This window comes from Fusobacterium sp. IOR10, from assembly GCF_010367435.1.
Taxonomy (GTDB): domain Bacteria; phylum Fusobacteriota; class Fusobacteriia; order Fusobacteriales; family Fusobacteriaceae; genus Fusobacterium_B.
In genome coordinates this window covers 26,117-44,503 of record NZ_WJWY01000016.1, presented here as the reverse complement: position 1 = coordinate 44,503, position 18,387 = coordinate 26,117, and the positions used below count along the sequence as shown (strand labels likewise).

The 18,387-nt window shown below is 25.9% G+C and carries 19 protein-coding genes; 7 read left to right on the top strand and 12 right to left on the bottom strand.

Going from position 1 to position 18,387, the window contains the following annotated elements:
* Positions 1–213: 213 nt before the first annotated feature.
* Positions 214–1,173 carry an aspartate--ammonia ligase gene (asnA, locus tag GIL12_RS06065; protein WP_163469603.1) on the bottom strand — a complete coding sequence of 320 codons (960 nt, stop codon included), beginning with the start codon at positions 1,171–1,173 and terminating at the stop codon, positions 214–216.
* Between the two features lie 525 nt (positions 1,174–1,698).
* On the bottom strand, positions 1,699–2,580 hold the full coding sequence (locus GIL12_RS06060) for an AraC family transcriptional regulator (protein ID WP_163469602.1): 882 nt from the start codon (positions 2,578–2,580) through the stop codon (positions 1,699–1,701).
* A gap of 151 nt (positions 2,581–2,731) precedes the next feature.
* Between GIL12_RS06060 and GIL12_RS06055 the strand changes: the two genes are divergently transcribed.
* Genes GIL12_RS06055 through GIL12_RS10135 form a run of 4 tightly spaced genes read left to right on the top strand, consistent with a single transcriptional unit; the run spans position 2,732 to position 5,679 of the window.
* On the top strand, positions 2,732–3,571 hold the full coding sequence (locus GIL12_RS06055) for a transporter substrate-binding domain-containing protein (RefSeq protein WP_163469601.1): 840 nt from the start codon (positions 2,732–2,734) through the stop codon (positions 3,569–3,571).
* Positions 3,477–4,286, top strand: coding sequence for an ABC transporter permease subunit (locus GIL12_RS06050; RefSeq protein WP_203522542.1), 810 nt, complete (start codon positions 3,477–3,479; stop codon positions 4,284–4,286). The genes GIL12_RS06055 and GIL12_RS06050 overlap by 95 nt, the downstream gene beginning before the upstream one ends.
* A complete protein-coding gene (locus tag GIL12_RS06045; protein WP_163469600.1) occupies positions 4,270–4,995 on the top strand; it encodes an amino acid ABC transporter ATP-binding protein in 726 nt (241 codons plus the stop codon). Before GIL12_RS06050 ends, GIL12_RS06045 begins: the two co-directional genes overlap by 17 nt.
* 12 nt (positions 4,996–5,007) lie before the next feature.
* Positions 5,008–5,679 carry a 4Fe-4S binding protein gene (locus tag GIL12_RS10135; RefSeq protein ID WP_239056070.1) on the top strand — a complete coding sequence of 224 codons (672 nt, stop codon included), beginning with the start codon at positions 5,008–5,010 and terminating at the stop codon, positions 5,677–5,679.
* Positions 5,680–5,695: 16 nt separating this feature from the next.
* On the opposite strand, the gene GIL12_RS06035 is transcribed toward GIL12_RS10135, so the two are convergent.
* The 3 genes from GIL12_RS06035 to GIL12_RS06025 form a co-directional block, all read right to left on the bottom strand.
* Positions 5,696–5,941 (bottom strand): TIGR03905 family TSCPD domain-containing protein, encoded by a 246-nt coding sequence (locus GIL12_RS06035; protein WP_163469599.1) that lies wholly within the window; start codon positions 5,939–5,941, stop codon positions 5,696–5,698.
* Between the two features lie 66 nt (positions 5,942–6,007).
* A complete protein-coding gene (gene coaBC, locus GIL12_RS06030; protein WP_163469598.1) occupies positions 6,008–7,195 on the bottom strand; it encodes a bifunctional phosphopantothenoylcysteine decarboxylase/phosphopantothenate--cysteine ligase CoaBC in 1,188 nt (395 codons plus the stop codon).
* A gap of 17 nt (positions 7,196–7,212) precedes the next feature.
* Positions 7,213–7,950, bottom strand: coding sequence for a hypothetical protein (locus GIL12_RS06025; protein ID WP_163469597.1), 738 nt, complete (start codon positions 7,948–7,950; stop codon positions 7,213–7,215).
* 133 nt (positions 7,951–8,083) lie between these two features.
* Here GIL12_RS06025 and GIL12_RS06020 point away from each other — a divergent pair, with 133 nt between their 5' ends.
* Positions 8,084–9,064, top strand: coding sequence for a hypothetical protein (locus tag GIL12_RS06020; RefSeq protein ID WP_163469596.1), 981 nt, complete (start codon positions 8,084–8,086; stop codon positions 9,062–9,064).
* 16 nt (positions 9,065–9,080) lie between these two features.
* On the top strand, positions 9,081–9,551 hold the full coding sequence (locus GIL12_RS06015) for a DUF2147 domain-containing protein (protein ID WP_163469595.1): 471 nt from the start codon (positions 9,081–9,083) through the stop codon (positions 9,549–9,551).
* A 64-nt stretch (positions 9,552–9,615) separates the two neighbouring features.
* Here GIL12_RS06015 and GIL12_RS06010 read toward each other — a convergent pair whose 3' ends face one another.
* From GIL12_RS06010 to GIL12_RS05990, 5 genes are read right to left on the bottom strand one after another with little or no spacing between them, the layout of a single operon-like run.
* Positions 9,616–10,788 carry an iron-containing alcohol dehydrogenase gene (locus tag GIL12_RS06010; RefSeq protein WP_163469594.1) on the bottom strand — a complete coding sequence of 391 codons (1,173 nt, stop codon included), beginning with the start codon at positions 10,786–10,788 and terminating at the stop codon, positions 9,616–9,618.
* A gap of 11 nt (positions 10,789–10,799) precedes the next feature.
* Positions 10,800–12,026 (bottom strand): ABC transporter permease, encoded by a 1,227-nt coding sequence (locus GIL12_RS06005; protein ID WP_163469593.1) that lies wholly within the window; start codon positions 12,024–12,026, stop codon positions 10,800–10,802.
* Positions 12,023–12,703, bottom strand: coding sequence for an ABC transporter ATP-binding protein (locus GIL12_RS06000; protein WP_163469592.1), 681 nt, complete (start codon positions 12,701–12,703; stop codon positions 12,023–12,025). Before GIL12_RS06000 ends, GIL12_RS06005 begins: the two co-directional genes overlap by 4 nt.
* Positions 12,675–13,784 (bottom strand): efflux RND transporter periplasmic adaptor subunit, encoded by a 1,110-nt coding sequence (locus tag GIL12_RS05995; protein WP_163469591.1) that lies wholly within the window; start codon positions 13,782–13,784, stop codon positions 12,675–12,677. Before GIL12_RS05995 ends, GIL12_RS06000 begins: the two co-directional genes overlap by 29 nt.
* Positions 13,785–15,044: a TolC family protein gene (locus GIL12_RS05990; RefSeq protein WP_163469590.1), complete on the bottom strand. Its 1,260-nt coding sequence runs from the start codon at positions 15,042–15,044 to the stop codon at positions 13,785–13,787.
* Between the two features lie 145 nt (positions 15,045–15,189).
* Between GIL12_RS05990 and GIL12_RS05985 the strand changes: the two genes are divergently transcribed.
* Complete coding sequence (locus tag GIL12_RS05985; RefSeq protein ID WP_163469589.1) at positions 15,190–15,633, top strand: GNAT family N-acetyltransferase; 444 nt, start codon at positions 15,190–15,192, stop codon at positions 15,631–15,633.
* Between the two features lie 48 nt (positions 15,634–15,681).
* Here the strand turns inward: GIL12_RS05985 and GIL12_RS05980 are convergent, their stop codons facing one another.
* A complete protein-coding gene (locus tag GIL12_RS05980) occupies positions 15,682–17,400 on the bottom strand; it encodes an ABC transporter ATP-binding protein (RefSeq protein WP_163469588.1) in 1,719 nt (572 codons plus the stop codon).
* On the bottom strand, positions 17,397–18,284 hold the full coding sequence (locus GIL12_RS05975) for an ABC transporter substrate-binding protein (protein WP_163469587.1): 888 nt from the start codon (positions 18,282–18,284) through the stop codon (positions 17,397–17,399). Before GIL12_RS05975 ends, GIL12_RS05980 begins: the two co-directional genes overlap by 4 nt.
* Positions 18,285–18,387 lie beyond the last annotated feature (103 nt).

Genomic DNA, 18,387 nt, shown 5'->3' with positions numbered 1-18,387 from the left:
TTTGAACAGCCTTAAACTCCTTAAAAATAGAAGCAGGAATTCGACTTTTCAATTCTATTTCAGAAAAGTGATTTGTTCCAAAAATTTCTAGCATGTTATTCATTAAAATACCTCCTAAAAGCAAAAATTAAAGTTAAAAAATTAAAGTATTAACACATATAATTATAAAAATTTAATTCCATGTTCTTTATAATGGTCAATCATTTCTTTTGGTCAAACAGACGCTTGAACTTCTCCAATATGAATTTTTTCTAAGAAGAATAAACAAATTCTAGATTGTCCAATTCCTCCACCTATTGTATAAGGTAATTCTTTGTTAAGAAGAGCTTTATGGAAAGGTAATTCTCTTCTATCTTCAGCTCCAGCTATAGTAAGTTGTTTTGCAAGGGATTCTTCACTAACTCTAATTCCCATAGAAGTTAATTCTAAAGCACATTGTAATGGTTCATACCATACAATTAAATCTCCATTTAAATCCCAATCATCATAGTCAGGTGCTCTACCGTCATGTTTTATTCCAGATTTTAAAATTTTACCAATTTGAGAAATGAAAACAGCTTTATGTTCTTTAGCAATAACATTTTCTCTTTCTTTAGGTGTTAAATCAGGATAAGCATCTTCTAACTCTTGAGAAGTGATAAAAAATATGTCTTCAGGTAATTTTTCACTAAGAAGAGGATATTCTCTGTTAATATATTTTTCAGTTTTTTGAAGTGATCTAAAAATACGTTTAACTATTTTTTTCAAAAACTCTAAGTTTCTTTCTTCTTTTTTTATTATAAGTTCCCAATCCCATTGGTCAACATAAATAGAATGTAAAGGATCTAATTCATCTTCATCTCTTCTAATAGCATTCATATCAGCGTAAAGTCCAGCGTGCATAGGGAATTCATATTTTTTCAATGCCATCCTTTTCCATTTTGCAAGGGAATGAACAACAGAGAATTCTCCAGGAATAGTTTTAATATCAAAACCTACAGGTCTTTCATATCCATTTAAGTTGTCGTTAAGTCCAGAAGTATCACTAAGGAAAAGAGGTGCAGAAATTCTAGTTAAGTTTAATTCATAAGCTAGAGCGTGCTGAAAGAAATCTTTAACTTTTTTAATACTTACTTCAGTTTCAAATAAGCTTAGTTTGTTTTCATATCCACTTGGTATAATACATTTTTTCATAATAGTCACTCCTTTAAAATTTAAATAAAAAAAATCATTTGAGTACTACCCCAAATGATTCGAATTAACAAGTTAATTAGGGCATAAATTTTAATCTTTAATTAAACAAGATAAAATGGATTTGCCCTCAAAATGTTATAAAACATTAAGTAAGTTCAAATCCCGACATATTGCCATTATTATTATTGTTGTTTATAATTGCTAAAATAATATATCTTTTCATATGCCACCTCCGTCTTTCTTAATATGCATAAGATTATATATTATTTTGATGCAATTGTCAAATAGAATTTAAAATATTTATACATCGGGATAAGATTACAGTGTTTTTCTATAATTTTTATATTTAATTTTTAAATATATTGGGTTATTTTAGATTATATTGCTTTATTTTTCTATATAAAATTAGGACATTAATTTTTATAAATTTTGAGATTTTTAATTGAGAGCATGGGATAAACTATCTTTTTAATATAAAAAGAACGCCCTTAGCTATAATAGCTTAGGGCGTATTTAACAGTAAAATTATTTATATTTTTTTAATTTAATGACTTCTTTAAAATCATTGGTACTCATACCTGTATGTTTTTTAAAAAATGCTGAAAAGTTAGCAGGTTCATTAAAACCTAAATAATATGAAATTTCATATATTTTCATATCACCTTTAACAAGAAGACGTTTAGCTTCAAGTATAACCCTATTTATTAAAAGTTGTTTAGCACTTATATCAGCACATTTTTTACATGCCATATTTATTGTTTTAACACTAACTCCTATAAGTTTAGAATAGTTGTTAACTGTTTTTAAATTTCTAAAATTTAGCTCGATAAGTTCACGGTATTTATTGTAATATTTATATTCTATAGTGGAAGAATTAATAATTTTATCTTTTTTTTCTAAATATAATGAAAAAATAAAACTTTTAAACAGTGAACGAATAAGATTTTTTGAAGAATAATCATGATTTTTACAATACTCTTTGTAAACTAAATCTATAAGAATTTTGTTAGTTGAAATTTTTGACATATCTATGGATAAAATAGGTTTTTCATAGGGAGTTTCAAAAAATGCAAGTAAATCCATATTATTATTTTCACCATCTTCAAAAAAGAAAGGTTCATTTAAATTAATAACATAACCTTCCACATTATTATTCACTTTAAAGGAATGAACACGATGACGTTCAATAATTATTAAGTCTCCTGCTTTATAAGGATATTTTTTAAAATCAATATAATGTACTCCATTTCCTTTAGTAATATATAGTAAAATCCAAAAATTAAGACGAACATCAGTTTCTAACATTTTTTGAGGTCGTGTTTCAAAAAAATGTCTAATTCTTAATATTTCCAAATCAGAATTATTCTTGTTTTTTGGATTTCGATAGCTTATATTTTTTACTTTCATATATCTCACCCTCCACACTAATATTATAATACATATGTTTTTTTTATTCAACATCAAAGTCTTGTTTTTGCATTTTTTAGGCGTAAAATAATATTCAAATTATAAATATTAATGTGTATAATAATATAAATTAAGAAAAAGGAGATACTATATGTTAAGAAAAATAAAATGTATATTTTTTATAGGATTATTTTTCAGTTTGAATTTTCTATTTACAGGTTGTGGAAGGGAAAAAAAATCAAATAATATCCTTAGAGTGGGTATAGATTTAAAATATCCACCATTTATGTATATAGATGATACAGGTGATCCTGCTGGATTTGAAGTTGATTTAGCCTATGCATTTGGAAAATATCTAGGGAGAAAAGTGGAAATAGTAAATACAGATTTCTCAATGCTATCAGCTTCTTTGGATAGTGAAGAAACAGATATATTAATTAGTGATATGTCTGTAACCAAAGAAAGAAAAGTAAAAATGGATTTTTCTAAAGGATACAGGTATGGAAGAACAATGGCCTTAGTTAATAAAAAATTTTATGATGAAAATAATATTTCAGATAATATTAGTCCAGATAAATTTTTCAAATTAAAAGGAATAAAATGTATTGGATTAAGTGGAACTATTGGAGTTGATATACCTTATAAATATGGTGGAGATGTTATAGAAGCTACAGAAATAGGAACTGCTATGGAAGAGATAATTAATGGAAGTTCTAATGTTATGGTTGGAAGCTACACAATTATAGGGAATCATCTTGCTAATAAGAAAACAACAGAAGTTTATTTAGGAATAAAGGATTATTCTACATCTTGTTTTGTTGTAAAAAAAGGAAATAAAGAGTTGTTAGATAAATCAAATGAATTTATAGAAAAATTATATGAAAAGGGTGGCATGTATGAACAGCTTGAAATTAAGTATGACAAAGTCATTAGGGAATACTTTAAAAATAAGAAACTTGGATTTAAGTATATTGTTGAAAAACCTGAGTAAATTAGGTGCTTATCTTTTGATTGTTCTTATATTTTTTAAGATTATATTAAATGTAAGTGACCATCCAAATTATAATCTTATTTTATATCAGTATTCAAAACTGTTAAGAGGTTTTAAAATAACATTAATAATAAGTATAATAACTTTATTTATAAGTTTAATATCTGGTTTTGTATTTTATATTTTAATGGAAAACAAGAATATATTTTTGAATACTTTTATAAATATAGTTAAAGAAATAATCTTAGGAACTCCTTTAATAGTAATGATATTTTTAGTTGTTTATGTTTTTGGTGTAAGAATTAAGATTACAAACAAATTAATTTTAGGTATTGTAGCTTTATCTTTTTATATGACTCCTTATATTGCTAATTCTTATAAAGCTGGATCAGCTGTTATAAGTAAAGAACAAAAGATAATTATGGAGTTGTATAATTTCAATTTTTATACAAAATATAAATATATAATTATTCCTCAAATGATAAAGCCATTAATACCTCTATTAATTAATAATTTTTCAAGTATCATAAAGGGTTCAGCATTGTTAAAAATAATTTCAGTTACTGAAATTTCATATATGATAACAGTGATTTCAAATAAAAATTATGCTGCTATTGAAGGGTATATAATAATGTGGATAATGTATTTAAGTATTACGATCCCATTATCTTTATTGGCAAATAAAATTGGAAGGAGATATGAATTTGAAAATTAACATAGAAAATTTAGTAAAAAGTTATCAAAATCAAAAGATATTGTGTGATTTAAATTTTTCTGTTAGTAATATAAAAGTTTTGGGAATTATAGGAGAATCTGGGTGTGGAAAATCAACTTTACTTAGACAACTTTCAGGAATAGAATTTTCAGATTATGGTAGTATAAGGGTAAACGATATAAGTTTGCTAAGGACAAATATTAAAGAATATCAAAAAAAAATAGGTGTTGTTTTTCAAAATCATAATTTATTTCCTCATTTAACAGTAGAAGAAAATATAAACTTAGTTTTAGAAAAAGCAAGATCTTTTTCTAGAGAAAGGTCCAATGCAATTACCAATGGTTTATTAAGGGATTTTTTTCTAGAGGAAATAAAGAATAAGAAACCAAGGAATATTTCAGGAGGACAGGCTCAAAGAGCTTCAATAGCTAGGGCATTAGCAGGTAATCCTGAATTAGTATTTCTAGATGAGCCAACAGCATCACTGGATCCAGTTTTAACAAAGGAAGTATTAGAAAGTATTGAGATGTTAAAAAATTTAGGAGTTGAGTTTATATTTGTAACTCATGAAATGGATTTTTTAAAAAAGTTCGCAGATTATTTTATTTTTTTAGACAAGGGGAAAATATTAGAGCATGGACAAATAGACAAATTAAACAACCCTGCAACTAAAGAATTAAATTTTTTTCTAAAGGGTATAAATATTTAAATGGAGGGATTTATGGAAATAAAAGAAATTTTTGAATCATTTGAGAAAGTTCATTCTTATAGTTTTGCAACTATTAACAATGATTTTCCAGAAATTAGAATAGCACATTTTTTAACATATGATAGAGAGGGAATTTATTTTCAAACAATGAAGGTAAAATCTTTTTATAAGCAATTAATTGAAAACAAAAAAGTAGCAGTTTGCTCACTGGTATCAGAAACTGTTCCAGTTACCCATGATGAAAATGGACTTTCTGATTTTCCACCAGGATTTTTTATAAGGGTAAGTGGGCACGTAAGAGAGATTTCCCTTGAGGAACTTAAGAAAAAAGCATTAAAGGACAAGAAATTTAATCCAATGGTAATGGATATTGAAAGATATCCAAATATGACAACCTTTGTTTTGTATAAATTTAAAGGAGAGGTTTATAATTATGATTTTGCTAAGGAAAAGTTTACTCATAAAATAAAAAGAAAGAGCTTTTCTTTTGGTGGAATGGAGTATCTTAAAGCAGGTTTAGTAGTAAATAAGGAAAAATGTATTGCATGTGGAAAATGTGAAAAAATTTGTTCCTTTGGAGCAATTGTTCCAGGAGAAAAATACTCAATAAACTCAAAATATTGTGATGAATGTGGTTCTTGTTCCTTAGTTTGTCCAAGGAATGCAATAAATAAACCCCTTTAAGAAAAGGGGTTTATCGTTATTTAATATAATTTTTTTCTAATATTTGAGCAAGTTGATCTGGACAAGAAGTTGGTTTAGTTTTACAAGTAATATTCTTTAATCTATTAATAACATCATCTATTTTCATTCCTGTTAAAAGACTAGAAAGACCACTAGTGTTACCATCACAGCCACCTACAAATTCAACCTTTTCAATAATGTCATCCTTAACAATTATTCCAATTTCTCTAGAACAAGTTCCTGTTGTTTTATAAAATTTCATATGTAAACTCCTTTACTATTAATTTCTAATATAATATAGTAGTTAATGAAATATGTCAATAATTTTTTATTTAGTTATTATGTTTGATACTTCTGTTAAAATATCAAAAGCAAGATCAATTTTAGGTTTTTGTTCATATTCTTTCATGCTTCCGTCTTTTTTTATAAATGTAGCAGCATTATTAGAACTTTTCATATTATGGGCATTATTTGCAACTATCATATCAAGGTTTTTCTTTTTAAGTTTTTTAGTTGCATTTTCAATTATATTTTCAGTTTCAGCAGCAAATCCAACTAAAATCTGTTTATCTTTTCTAAGGCCCATATTATAAAGAATATCTGGATTTTTATCTAGGACAATAACAAGCTCATCAGTATTTTTCTTTATTTTTTGATCAGAACACACTTTAGGTTTATAATCTGCAACTGCAGCACATGCAATTCCAATATCTGTGTCATCAAATCTTTTTAAAACAGCCTCGTACATTTCCTTAGCTGTTTTAACTTGTACAAATTCAGATAATCCCTTGGGAACATCAAGATCAGTAGGTCCAGAGATTAAAGTAACTTTAGCTCCTAATTTAACAGCTTGCTCAGCTATGGAATATCCCATCTTTCCACTTGAATTATTACTAAAATATCTAACAGGATCCAAAGGTTCTTCAGTCCTTCCAGCTGTTAGAAGGAGTTTCTTACCTGTAAGTAATTTTTTTCTTTTTTTACTTAAAAAATAATTATCAATAATATTAACAATATCATCTTCATTTTTTAAACGACCTTTAGCATTAGTGTTACAAGCTAAAAATCCTTCATCAGAATCTATAAAATGATAGTTATATTTTTTTAATTTTTCAATATTATCCTTTAGAATAGGATTGTTATACATATTAACATTCATTGCAAGAGCAATAAATTTATCACATGTACAAGCAGATATAACAGTAGATAACATATCATCAGCTATTCCATTTGCAATTTTACCTACAATATTATAAGTGGCAGGGGCAATAAGACAAAGATCAGCCCATTCACCAAGGGAAATATGTTCAACTTCATATCCTCTGTTTTTATCCCACATATCAACAAAAACTTTATTTCTAGAAAGAGTTTCCAAAGTAAGGGGAGCTATTATTTCTGTTGCATTTTTAGTCATAATAACTTTAACATTATATCCTTTTTTCTTTAATTTTGAAACTATGTTAGCAGATTTGTAAGCAGCAATACCACCACAAACTCCAATTAAAATATTTTTCATTTTCATACTCCTAATTTTTAATTATTTTCTAATTTAAATTCATTAAAATAGTCATTTGTTAAGATTTTAAATTCCTCAACAGCTTTCTTTGGAAAGCCTCCTTTAACAATTAATGATTCAAAATCAAAATCATTCATGTCATCCATAAATTCAATATTATGTTTATTAAGGTAAGTTATAAATTTTCTTTTGTTTTTATATATTTTATGGACCTTGTCCCCTTTACACAGGAATACTCTTAAATCCCATGGAACAATTCCCTTTTTTAAATTTTCATATTTCTCCAAAGCTAAATCTCCATTTTTAATTTTCAAAAGTTCTTTAAGAGAAGGAAGAGATTTCATATCTTGAATAAATAAAATATTATTATTTTTTAAAAAATTACGAACTTCTTCAAATTTAATAGTTTTAAAAAAATTTTCTATTCCTAGTTTATAAATGAAATTATTATTAATTAGATTGTTATAAATTTGATTATGGGAAATAGCATCATAGGAATTTTTTTTCTTTAGCTCTAATATTTCTTGTTCTAAAAGAGTGTTAGCTTCCCTAGAAGATTTTAAGTTCTTTTCCATAATATAAACTTGTTTTGGGGATAAAGTTGTATTTTTCAAATTATGTAATTCTAATTTTAATTTTTCAATTTCTAAATTTTGACTAGTTATTAATTCCTTTAGACTACTAATTTCAGTAAGTTCTTTTTCATTATTAACAGTACATGATTTTTCTTTAAAAAGTCCGTCAAATAATCCCATATAATCCTCCTTTGAAAATTGTATCACTATAATAATTATAATGCATTTTAAATAAAAAAGCTAATACTTATTTTAATTAATTACCAATAAGTATGTTATAATGAGTATATTAATAATGGAAAAGAGAGGGACTATGATAGAAACAATCACAAAAAATATAAATTCAAAAAAAGTAGAAAAGGAATTAAAAGATTTGTTTAAAACTTCCAATAAAATATATTCTTTAATTACAAATGAAATAGAAGGGGATATATCAAATATATCATTTTATAAAGATATTGAGATGAAAAAATTATCAATGAAAGATAATGTGAAAAAGAATTTCTTTACTTTGTTTATGGTAAGTTTAATAGAATTTTTAAATATAAAAAATGAGAATAAAATTAAATATGGTCAATGTATATTTTATCTTAGAGGGATTATTACTTGTACAGATAATATTATTGATAATGAAAAAAAAGGAGCAATATTTTTAAATGGAATAAGTGAACATACAACAGAAAATACATTGTTAATGTTATTGCTTTATAAAAACTTAGAAGATATATTACATGACCTAGATAAGGAAAAAATAGATGTAAGTTCTAAAATTTTAGAAGGAATTCATATTATAGCAAAAAGTGAAGGACTGAGAGATTGTTCTTTATATGATTCTTATCCAAGTTATAAATATATTTTTAATGAAGTTCACAGTGGAATAGGAGGACAACTTTTAAAAATAGGATTGATAGCTCCTAAATATTTAGAAACTGATGAAAAAATAGATGTTTGTTTAGGTTCTTTATATAAATTAGGACTATCTCTTCAAGGGCTAGATGATCTATGTGATATGAAGGAAGATTATGAAAATAGAAAAATAAATTTAGGTATTGCTTTTTTTATGGAAAAATATAAAATTAATGAAAAGGAAGCTAGTGATATAGATATTTTTCAAAATAAATTCACAGTGGAATATTTAGTTGAAATTTTAGAATATGCTTTGGAAAGTTTTAAAGATCTAGAAGCTATAGGTTATCCTATAAACAGAAAATTAGGAATCAGCATTTTAAAATCTTTATTTGAAATAAGGGGATTAAAAAAATTATGGTCAATGTTAAAAAATAAGTTTAATTAATAAAAAAGGAGTGATTATGAAAAAAATAATAGGTTTATTATTTTTATTAGGTACAATTTCCTTTGGAAAATCTGGATATGAAGGATATTGGATGATGCCAAAAGGAAAGTTCATTATAAAAATAGATAAAAAAGCAAGTGAAGAATATGTGGGTCATGTTGTTTGGTTAAAAGATTTTGTCTATCCTAAAGGGGATAAGATGGAAGGAATCGAGCAATATGATAGAAACAATCCGAATAAAGAATTAAGGGTTAAAAGTAGAAAGGTAATGGGTCTTAAAATTGTTGGGGAACTATATGAAAAAAATGGGAAACTAAAAGGTGGTTGGGTTTACGATTCTTGGCATGGGAAACTTTATCATGGAAGCGCTAAATTAGTGGATAATGATACATTGAAATTAAGAGGATCCATTGATAAGATGGGAATAATTGGTGTAAGCCAAAGAGCTAAAAGAGTTGAAAATTTAGAGAAATATAATTTAAAATAAATTCCTAAAAAATAATAAATTTATAAGAAAGCCCTTCAATTTTAATTGAAGGGCTCTTTTACAATTATTTTGCATTATTATAAATCTCAAACATATCTTGTTCAGTTAATTCTTTAAATGAACCAATGGTTCTCTTGCCATTAAAGCTGCATTTATTAGCTAAAATTTTAATTTCTTCAAGGGATAGTTCTAATCCTAATTCTTTTAAATTAGTTGGCATATCTATACTTTTATAAAATTTTTCCATTGTTTCTATTCCTAAAAGAGCTGTATTTTCATCTCCAATATTTTCTATATTAAATATTTTATTTGCAAAACGAGCAAATCTTTTTGGATTTTCTTTAAAAACATATCTAGCCCAAGAACCCCAAATAGCAGACAGTCCAGCTCCATGAGCCACATCATAGATCCCACCTAACTCATGTTCCAATTGATGAGAAGACCAGTCTCCAGTGCCTCCACATCCAGTAAGACCATTATGTGCAAGGGAACTAGCCCACATAATTTCACCTCTACTTTCATAATCTGCTGGATTTTCCATAATTATAGGAGCGTTTCTTATAACTGTTCTGATTAATCCTTCAGCAATTTCATCAGTTATTTCCATATTTCCAGTTGGAGAAAAATATCTTTCCATAGTATGCATCATAATATCAACGATTCCACTGGCACTTTGATATTTAGGTAATGTATAAGTTAATTCAGGATTTAATATAGCAAATTTAGGTCTAGCATTGTCAATACTAAAGGATCTCTTTAGCCACCCTTCTTCATTTGTAATAACACTACTAGGACTCATTTCACTTCCAGCTGCAGCCATTGTTAGTATAACTCCAATTGGCATACAGTTATTTGAAAATTTATTTTTAGAATACAAATCCCAAACGTCATAGTCAATCATCATTCCATATCCTATTCCCTTAGCAGAATCTATAACACTTCCTCCACCAATAGCTAATATAAAATCAATGTTTTCTCTTTTCCCAAGTTCTATTCCTTTTTTAACAAGGGACAACCTAGGATTAGGTTTTACTCCTCCTAATTCTATGTAATCAATATTACTTTCTTTTAGATAGTTTTTTACTTTAGCAAGTAAACCACTACGAACAACACTTCCTCCTCCATAATGAATCAAGATTTTCTTACCATTAAATTCTTTTAAAAGATTTCCAATTTCTTTTTCTGTATCTTTACCAAAGATAACTTTAGTTGGTGTGTAATATTTAAAATTTTCCATAATCACTCCTTTTATTCAGCTCTAAGAGCTTCGATTGGGTTTAATTCAGCAGCTTTTTTTGCAGGTATAACACCGAAAATAATTCCTATAAAAGTTGAAACAATAAGGGATGTAATAATTGAGCTAAAGGAGAATAAAGGGGTTATCCCAATTACTTTTCCAATTAGTTCTCCTAAAACAAATCCTAAAAAGATTCCAATAATTCCTCCAAGTCCTGTTAGTATAATGGACTCTATTAAAAATTGAAGAAGAATATCTTTATTAGTAGCTCCAATAGATTTTCTTATTCCAATTTCCTTTGTTCTTTCAATAACACTAACAAGCATTATGTTCATAACTCCAATTCCCCCTACAAAAAGAGAAATTCCAGCTACAAAAGTTACAAATATATTAAGGGTACTAAGGATGTTATCAAAGGATGAAGAACCCTTAGCAAGAGCCTCAACTTCATATAAATCTTTAACTCCAGTAATTTCCTCTAGTATTTCCTTTGATTTAACCATGCTTTCCTGTGATTTTTCTGGATCTTTTGCTTCAATAAGCAGTTCTTCATAGGAACTAGAATTATCTAAATTATAGATTCTATCATAGGTTGATAATGGAAATCTAATAAACCTAGGTATTCTAAGTCCCCCAAGAGCATTGGCAAAACCTTTAAAAGGATTTTTATAAACTCCTACAATTTCATAGGGAATACCTGCAGATTTTCTATTTTTAAAAAGATAATATTCCTTTCCAAGAGCATTATCAATTGAACCATATAAATTTTTAGCTGTTATATCATCAATTATAGCAACTTTTTCAGCATTTTTATACTCAAAACTTAAAAAATTTCTTCCAGAAAGCATTTCAACCTTATCAATATCTTCAACAGCAGGGGTGGACCCAGTAAACCAAACTCTACTAAAATTATCTTTAATTTTAGAGTACATTCTATCCCTCACATAGGGAGTTACATTTTTAAAATAATTGCTGTTATTTAATTTTTCAACTAGAACATCATCAAAAAGATATTTCCATCTAAAGTCCTTTGCCTTTTTATCAACAAATATTGTAAATTTTCCATAGCCCCCTTCTTTTAATTTACCTGTAATACTCTCTTGTCCACCTTTACCTATTGCAGACATAGTTATAACAGAAGTTATTCCTATGATAATTCCTAGCATAGTTAAAAAAGATCTAGCTCTATTACCTGTTAAACTTTTTATAGCACTTTTAAAACTTTCTAAGAAATTCATTTGCTCTCACCATCTTTTATAATTTCACCGTCTTTAAACAAAAGTATTCTTTTACAAAATTTAGCAACTTCAGGCTCATGACTTACTATTATTATAGTTTTTCCTTGATCATTTAATTCTTTAAAAAAATTCATAATTTCATTTTCAGATACACTATCTAAATTTCCAGTAGGTTCATCAGCTAATATTATTGCAGGGTCATTAACTATAGCCCTAGCAATTGCCACCCTTTGTTTCTGACCTCCAGATAATTCATTTGGCTTATGATACATTCTATCACCTAGTCCTACTTTTTCTAAAACTTCTTTTGCTTTTTTTTCTCTAATGCTTTTATGAATTCCAGCATAAACTAAAGGAAGTTCTACATTTTCTAGAGCTGACAATTTTGGAAGGAGATTAAATGCTTGAAAAATAAAACCGATCTTTAAATTTCTAACTTTACATAATCTATCTTCTTTTATTGAAGAAACATTAATATCATCTAAAATATACGTTCCACTAAATTCCTTATCAAGGCATCCTAAAATATTCATCATGGTAGATTTTCCACTTCCGCTACTTCCCATAATAGCCACAAATTCTCCCTTTTCTATACTAAATGACAAATCTTTTAGAGCGTGCAAAGAGTTTTCTCCATTTTTATAATATTTATTTAGATTTCGAACTTCTATTATCATTTTTATCATCCCCTTTAGATTCTTCAGAAGTAAGAATTTTATCTCCAACTTTTAAATTTTCAAAGGGAGTTTTAAGAATTTCATCATTTTCTTTTAGCCCATTTAAAACAATAACTTTATCTCCATCAATGGATTTTATTTCAATATATATTTTAGATAAAACTCCATCTTCATCAGTGGAAAAGACATAGTATTTATTGTTTTCTTCTAGAATTGAGGTTTTTGGTATAAGAATTTTATTTTTATTTTCTTCTAAATATATAGTGGCAGAAACTTTAAACCCTGGAACAATATCAGGGATATCTTCAAGGGGTTTAACTTCCACTTCCACAATGTTTTCAGATGTTATTGATGAGGTTTTTGAAATTTTAGCTATTTTAGTTACTTTTCCATTAAATTCTTTTTTATTTTCAAAAACTTCTGGTTTCAGTATTAATTCTTGATTAATTTTAATATCTTTAATGTCATACTCAGGTATTTCTAAGACTATTTTAATATTTGATAGATCCATAATTTTCAAAAGAGCTTGATCAGTATCAACAAGATAATTTTCCTGAGCTTTTAAAGAAGAAATAGTACCACTTACAGGACTTAATATCTTTTCAGCAGTTTTGGATAAATCTTCATTATACTCTTCAATATCTATTTCTAATAATTGAATATCTTCCTCTAAATCCTTAACTTCATTTACTGAACTTCCTCCTATTTCAAATAGTCCTTTAATTATCTTTAGATTTCTTTTTTGTTTGTTTAATTGAATTTTTTTTCTTTCTAAGTTTCTCTTAATATTATTTCTTTGGGTTTCATCAAAGGTCATAAGTAATTGACCCTTTTTCACAAAATCTCCCTCTTGAATAAACACTTGATCAACCTTTAGTTTTTTATCAACAAAAACATCTTTAGTATCATTTGCTTCAACTTTTCCAGAAGCATTAATATATCCCTTTCCATTTCCAATTTTAATTTTAAATACTTCATAAGTTTTTAAGTTTTTATTTTTAGAGTTTAATTTAAAGAAAAGTCCTCCACTGAAAATAGCAACAATTACAAATGTGACAATCATTTTTTTATTTACTTTCATTTATATGTCTCCTCTAATTATAATTTTATAGATATATGCGTTTAAATTATTTTTTGATTTTTCAGCATTAATTTTATATGTTAAATAGTCGTTAAAATTATCAATTAAATCTAAATATGTTACTTTTCCAAGTTTGTATTCTAACTTTTTAATATCATACTTATTCTTTTCTAAATTAGCTTTGTTTTTATTAACTTGATATTCCATGAGTAAATTATCATATTCTTCCTTAGTTTTTAAAATTTCTGAATTCCTTTTGTCAGTTTCTTCAGATATAGTTAACATTTTTCTCTGATAATTATATTTTTCATTTTCCAAATCATTGTCATAGTAAAATAAATCTTTAGATATTTCTAAAAATATTCTATTTTCTTTAATGGATTCCTCTTTAGATCCAAAATCATGTTCTAAACCTATTGATATATCAGGGTACTTATTGTCATATTTCAAATAATTTATATTTTCTTTTATTTTGTTTTTTTGAATTTTTAAAATATCCAAATCCTTATTTCCAATATTATTTAGAAATTTGTCCAAGACATCAGTTTTTTTAGGTATATTCATTAGGGTGTTTCCTGCTACATTTATTTTGAAATCATATAAAAATCTTTCTTCTATTTTAGCTTTGTTTTTTTTCAAATATTTTAATTCTATTTCTAAATTTAATCTGTTTATAGTTGCAGATTTGAGATCTATTTTAGGACTTTTACCTAGTTTAAAGGATTTTTTTAATATTTCTTCTTCGTTTTCTAAAGTTTTTACTCCGTTGGTTTTAGCTATTATTTCAAACTCTATATTTTTATAATCCCTGTATAGATCAACTAAGTTCAATTTTTTAGTTTCAATATTTTTAAGGTATTCTAGTTTATTAATTTTTTTATCAAGATTATTATTATTTAAATTTTTATCATTTTCTGAATAAATCATATCCTTAATATTCTTGTTAATACCTAAAATTAGTTCAGATTCTTCATTTTCTTCCTTTGAACCATTGATATAAAAATCTCCATAGGAAATAGTTCCACTTGTTTTATATGTTCTATCTTCCCTAAGATAAGTGTTTTTTGAACTACCTGTAATTCCATTATAATTATCTAGGGTATAAAATTTTTGGTTGACTTTATTTTTTTTTGTATCTATATTATAAATATTTTTTTCATAGGAATTTGTTGAAATATTATTTAGCATAGTGTCTAGGGTTAAATCTTCACTAAAACTTAAAATAGAAATCATGAAAAATAAGATTGCTTTTCTTTTCATAGGTAACTCCTTTTTTATCCCATAAGATTAAAGTAACTGCTAAAGAATATTATAACATTTAGAGTATTGAAACTCAAAGGTAAATCATTGACTTTTCAATTAAAAAATTATAAAATTAATGATGAATTATTTAGGAGGAATAAAAATGGAAATGGTAATAAAAAAATTTCAAGATCTAACAAGCATAGAGTTATATGAAATATTAAGAGCAAGAGGAGAAGTTTTTGTAGTAGGACAAAAGATTTTATATAATGATGCAGATGGAAAAGATTATAGTTCTTGGCATTTAATGTTAAAGGAAGAAAATAAAATTATAGGATATTTGAGAATTATACAAGCTGGTGTTTCATATAAAAGTGTTTCAATTGGTAGGGTTTTAGTTATAGAGTCAGAAAGAAAGAGACAACTAGGAAGAAAAATATTAAAGGGAGCTATTGATTATATAAAAAATCAATTGAAAGAAAAGGAAATAATTATTTCAGCTCAATTTTATTTAAAGAAATTTTATGAGTCTTTGGGGTTTGTAGCAATTACAGAAATGTATATTGAAGAGGGAATAGAACATATAAAAATGAAATTAGAATTATAGGGAAAGCCTTCTATTGGTTTTATTTAAACTTAATAGAAGGCTTTTATATTAATTTTCCTTAATATTATTCTTTTTATATAAAGTGTAGAATTCCCCATGTTTTTCAATTAATTTTTCAAAATTATCATCTTCAACAATTCCATTTTCATTAAAAACTAAGATTCTGTCAAAATTCTTAATAATATCTAGTCTATGTGTAACAAAGATAACTGTTTTTTCCTTTAAAAAATTTAAAATATTATTTATAATTATTTTCTCAGAAATTCTATCTAATCCAGAGGTTGCTTCATCTAGTAGTATAATTTCTGGTTTTTTTAAGAATAGTCTAGCAAAGGAAATTCTTTGATTTTGACCAGTACTCATTATAGTTCCCTTATTTCCCATGATACTTTTATATTTTTTAGGTAATTTTTCAATTGTTTCATCAATGTATGCTTGTTTACAAGCTTCAACTATATTTTCATAGGTACTTTTATTTTTTACAATGGAAATATTTTTTTCAACTGTTTCATAGAGTATATTTTCTGAATTATTTAATATTCCCATTATATTTAAAAGATTTTTTTTGCTCATATCCTTGTAATTAATGTTGTTAATAAAAATATCTCCTGAATCAGGTAAGTAATTTTTTTTAATCAAATTTAAAATAGTTGATTTCCCAATTCCACTTTTCCCAACAATAGCTATCTTTTCCTTGGCTCTAATACTAAAGGAAAGATTGTTTAAAATGTTTTCATTTCCATATGAGAAGGAAACATTTTTAAAAGTAAGAACTTCAAAGGGAGAAGTAATTTTTTTAGTACCATTAAGAATGGTATAATCTGTATCTAACATACTGTTCAGCCTATTTATACCAGACATTCCCTTTTGATAATTATCTGTAAGACCTGCAAGTTTAATTAGAGAAATTTTGAATCTATCAACTAAAAGTAAAAAAGAAATAATAATACCAATTGTGATTTTGTTTTGTGTATATAAATATCCTCCAAAACCTATTAAAATTATTTGAGTTAAATGAACATAAAATGTTACTCCAGACATAAAAATCCCAACATTTAAATAATTTCTTTTTTCTGCCATTAAAAGGTTGTTATTACTTTCTCGAAATTTGTTTTCAGCATAGTTTTCAAGAACGTTATCCTTTAAGAAAAATATAACTCTAAGTAATTCATAGGTAGTGCTAGTGAAATTACTATTATTTTTTCTTATTTCTCTATAACCTGATTTTAATTTTCTATTTTTAGAATATACAAATAAAAATCCAAATGGAAAAGGTGCAAAAATAATTAAAGTTAATATTGGACTAAAGAAGAGCATAAGGAAAAAACTACCTATTAGAGCTCCCCCTGCAGAAATAGAATCTTGAAGTCCTCTATAAAGTAAAGATGATGAATTTTCCAAGTCACTTGTTATTCTAGCTATTAATTCACCTTTTTCTTTTTTATTGAAAAATTCAGTGGATTGTTTAAGCATATGGGAAAACAAATCATTTCTCATGTGAAATTTAATTCTATTTCCCATAAGCTGACCTCTACTAAATGAAACAATTGCAAAGGCAGTTCTAATCCCATACATGGCCAAAACCATAAGAGATAAATAAGAAATCATATTTAAATTTTTATTTGGAATAGCTGTATCTATAATTTTTTTAACTACCAAAGGTGCAGTTAAGTCTAGGAATGTTACAAGTAAATTAAATATTATAAATATAACCAATAATTTCTTTTCTTTTTTATAGTATTTTAAAATTAATTTTTTTACTTTCATTTATATAACACCTCGTATATTTCATCTAAATTATCAATAATTCTAGGACTACCTCTTAGTATTTCCCTTGATTCAAATATATATATTCTATTATTTTTATAGGCATCTGTATATTTAAGATAGGGATTTCTCTTTATTAAAGTTTCAACATTCCTAATTTTCATAGTACAAATAATAATTTCAGGATTTTTTTCTAAAATATAATCAGCTGAGATAATGTGGGTATTTCCAAGGGCGGTATTTCCCAAATTTTTAATATTAAATAATTTCATAATTTCTCCAGGTATACTCTTTGAGTTATAGGCTAGAAGAGGGGAATTTGAATATAGAACTAATCCCCTTTTCTCTTTTTTATGTTTAGAAATTTTTTCTTTTATTTTATTTAATTGAATTTTTTTTTCTTTTATTAATAACTGTGCACTTTCATCATTTCCAGTTATTTTTCCATATGCTTTAATTTTTGTAAAAATCTCCTGAAAATTAGTTGCTCTCTCCACAACAAATGGAATATTTTGTTCTTTCAAAGTATCGACAATTCTTTGGGACATTACATTTAAAATGACCAAATCAGGTTTTAGTTTAATTATTTTTTCAATTGAAGGCCTAGATATAGTTCCCACAGATTCAAGATTTTTAATTTTTTCACTTGGCCACATTTTACTTATTTTTGTTTTAGCTATACCTACAATTCTATCTTCAGCTCCAATTAAATAAAAAATTTCAACACAAGATGGATCTGTAATTATTATACGTTTATATTTTTTTAGTTTAATATGGTTACCATAATTGTCAAAATATTTATTATTTTCCAACTTCATTGAAAATGAAGAAAGTCCAAAGGAAAGAAATAATAATAATATAGATATTTTTTTAAATTTTCTCATGTCTTCTCCTTTTTAAGTTTATTAAGTATAGTATAGTTTATTTTTATGGTTAATACAATTGGATATAATTTTTTTTACTGCTTGTATTTAATAATCTTATATG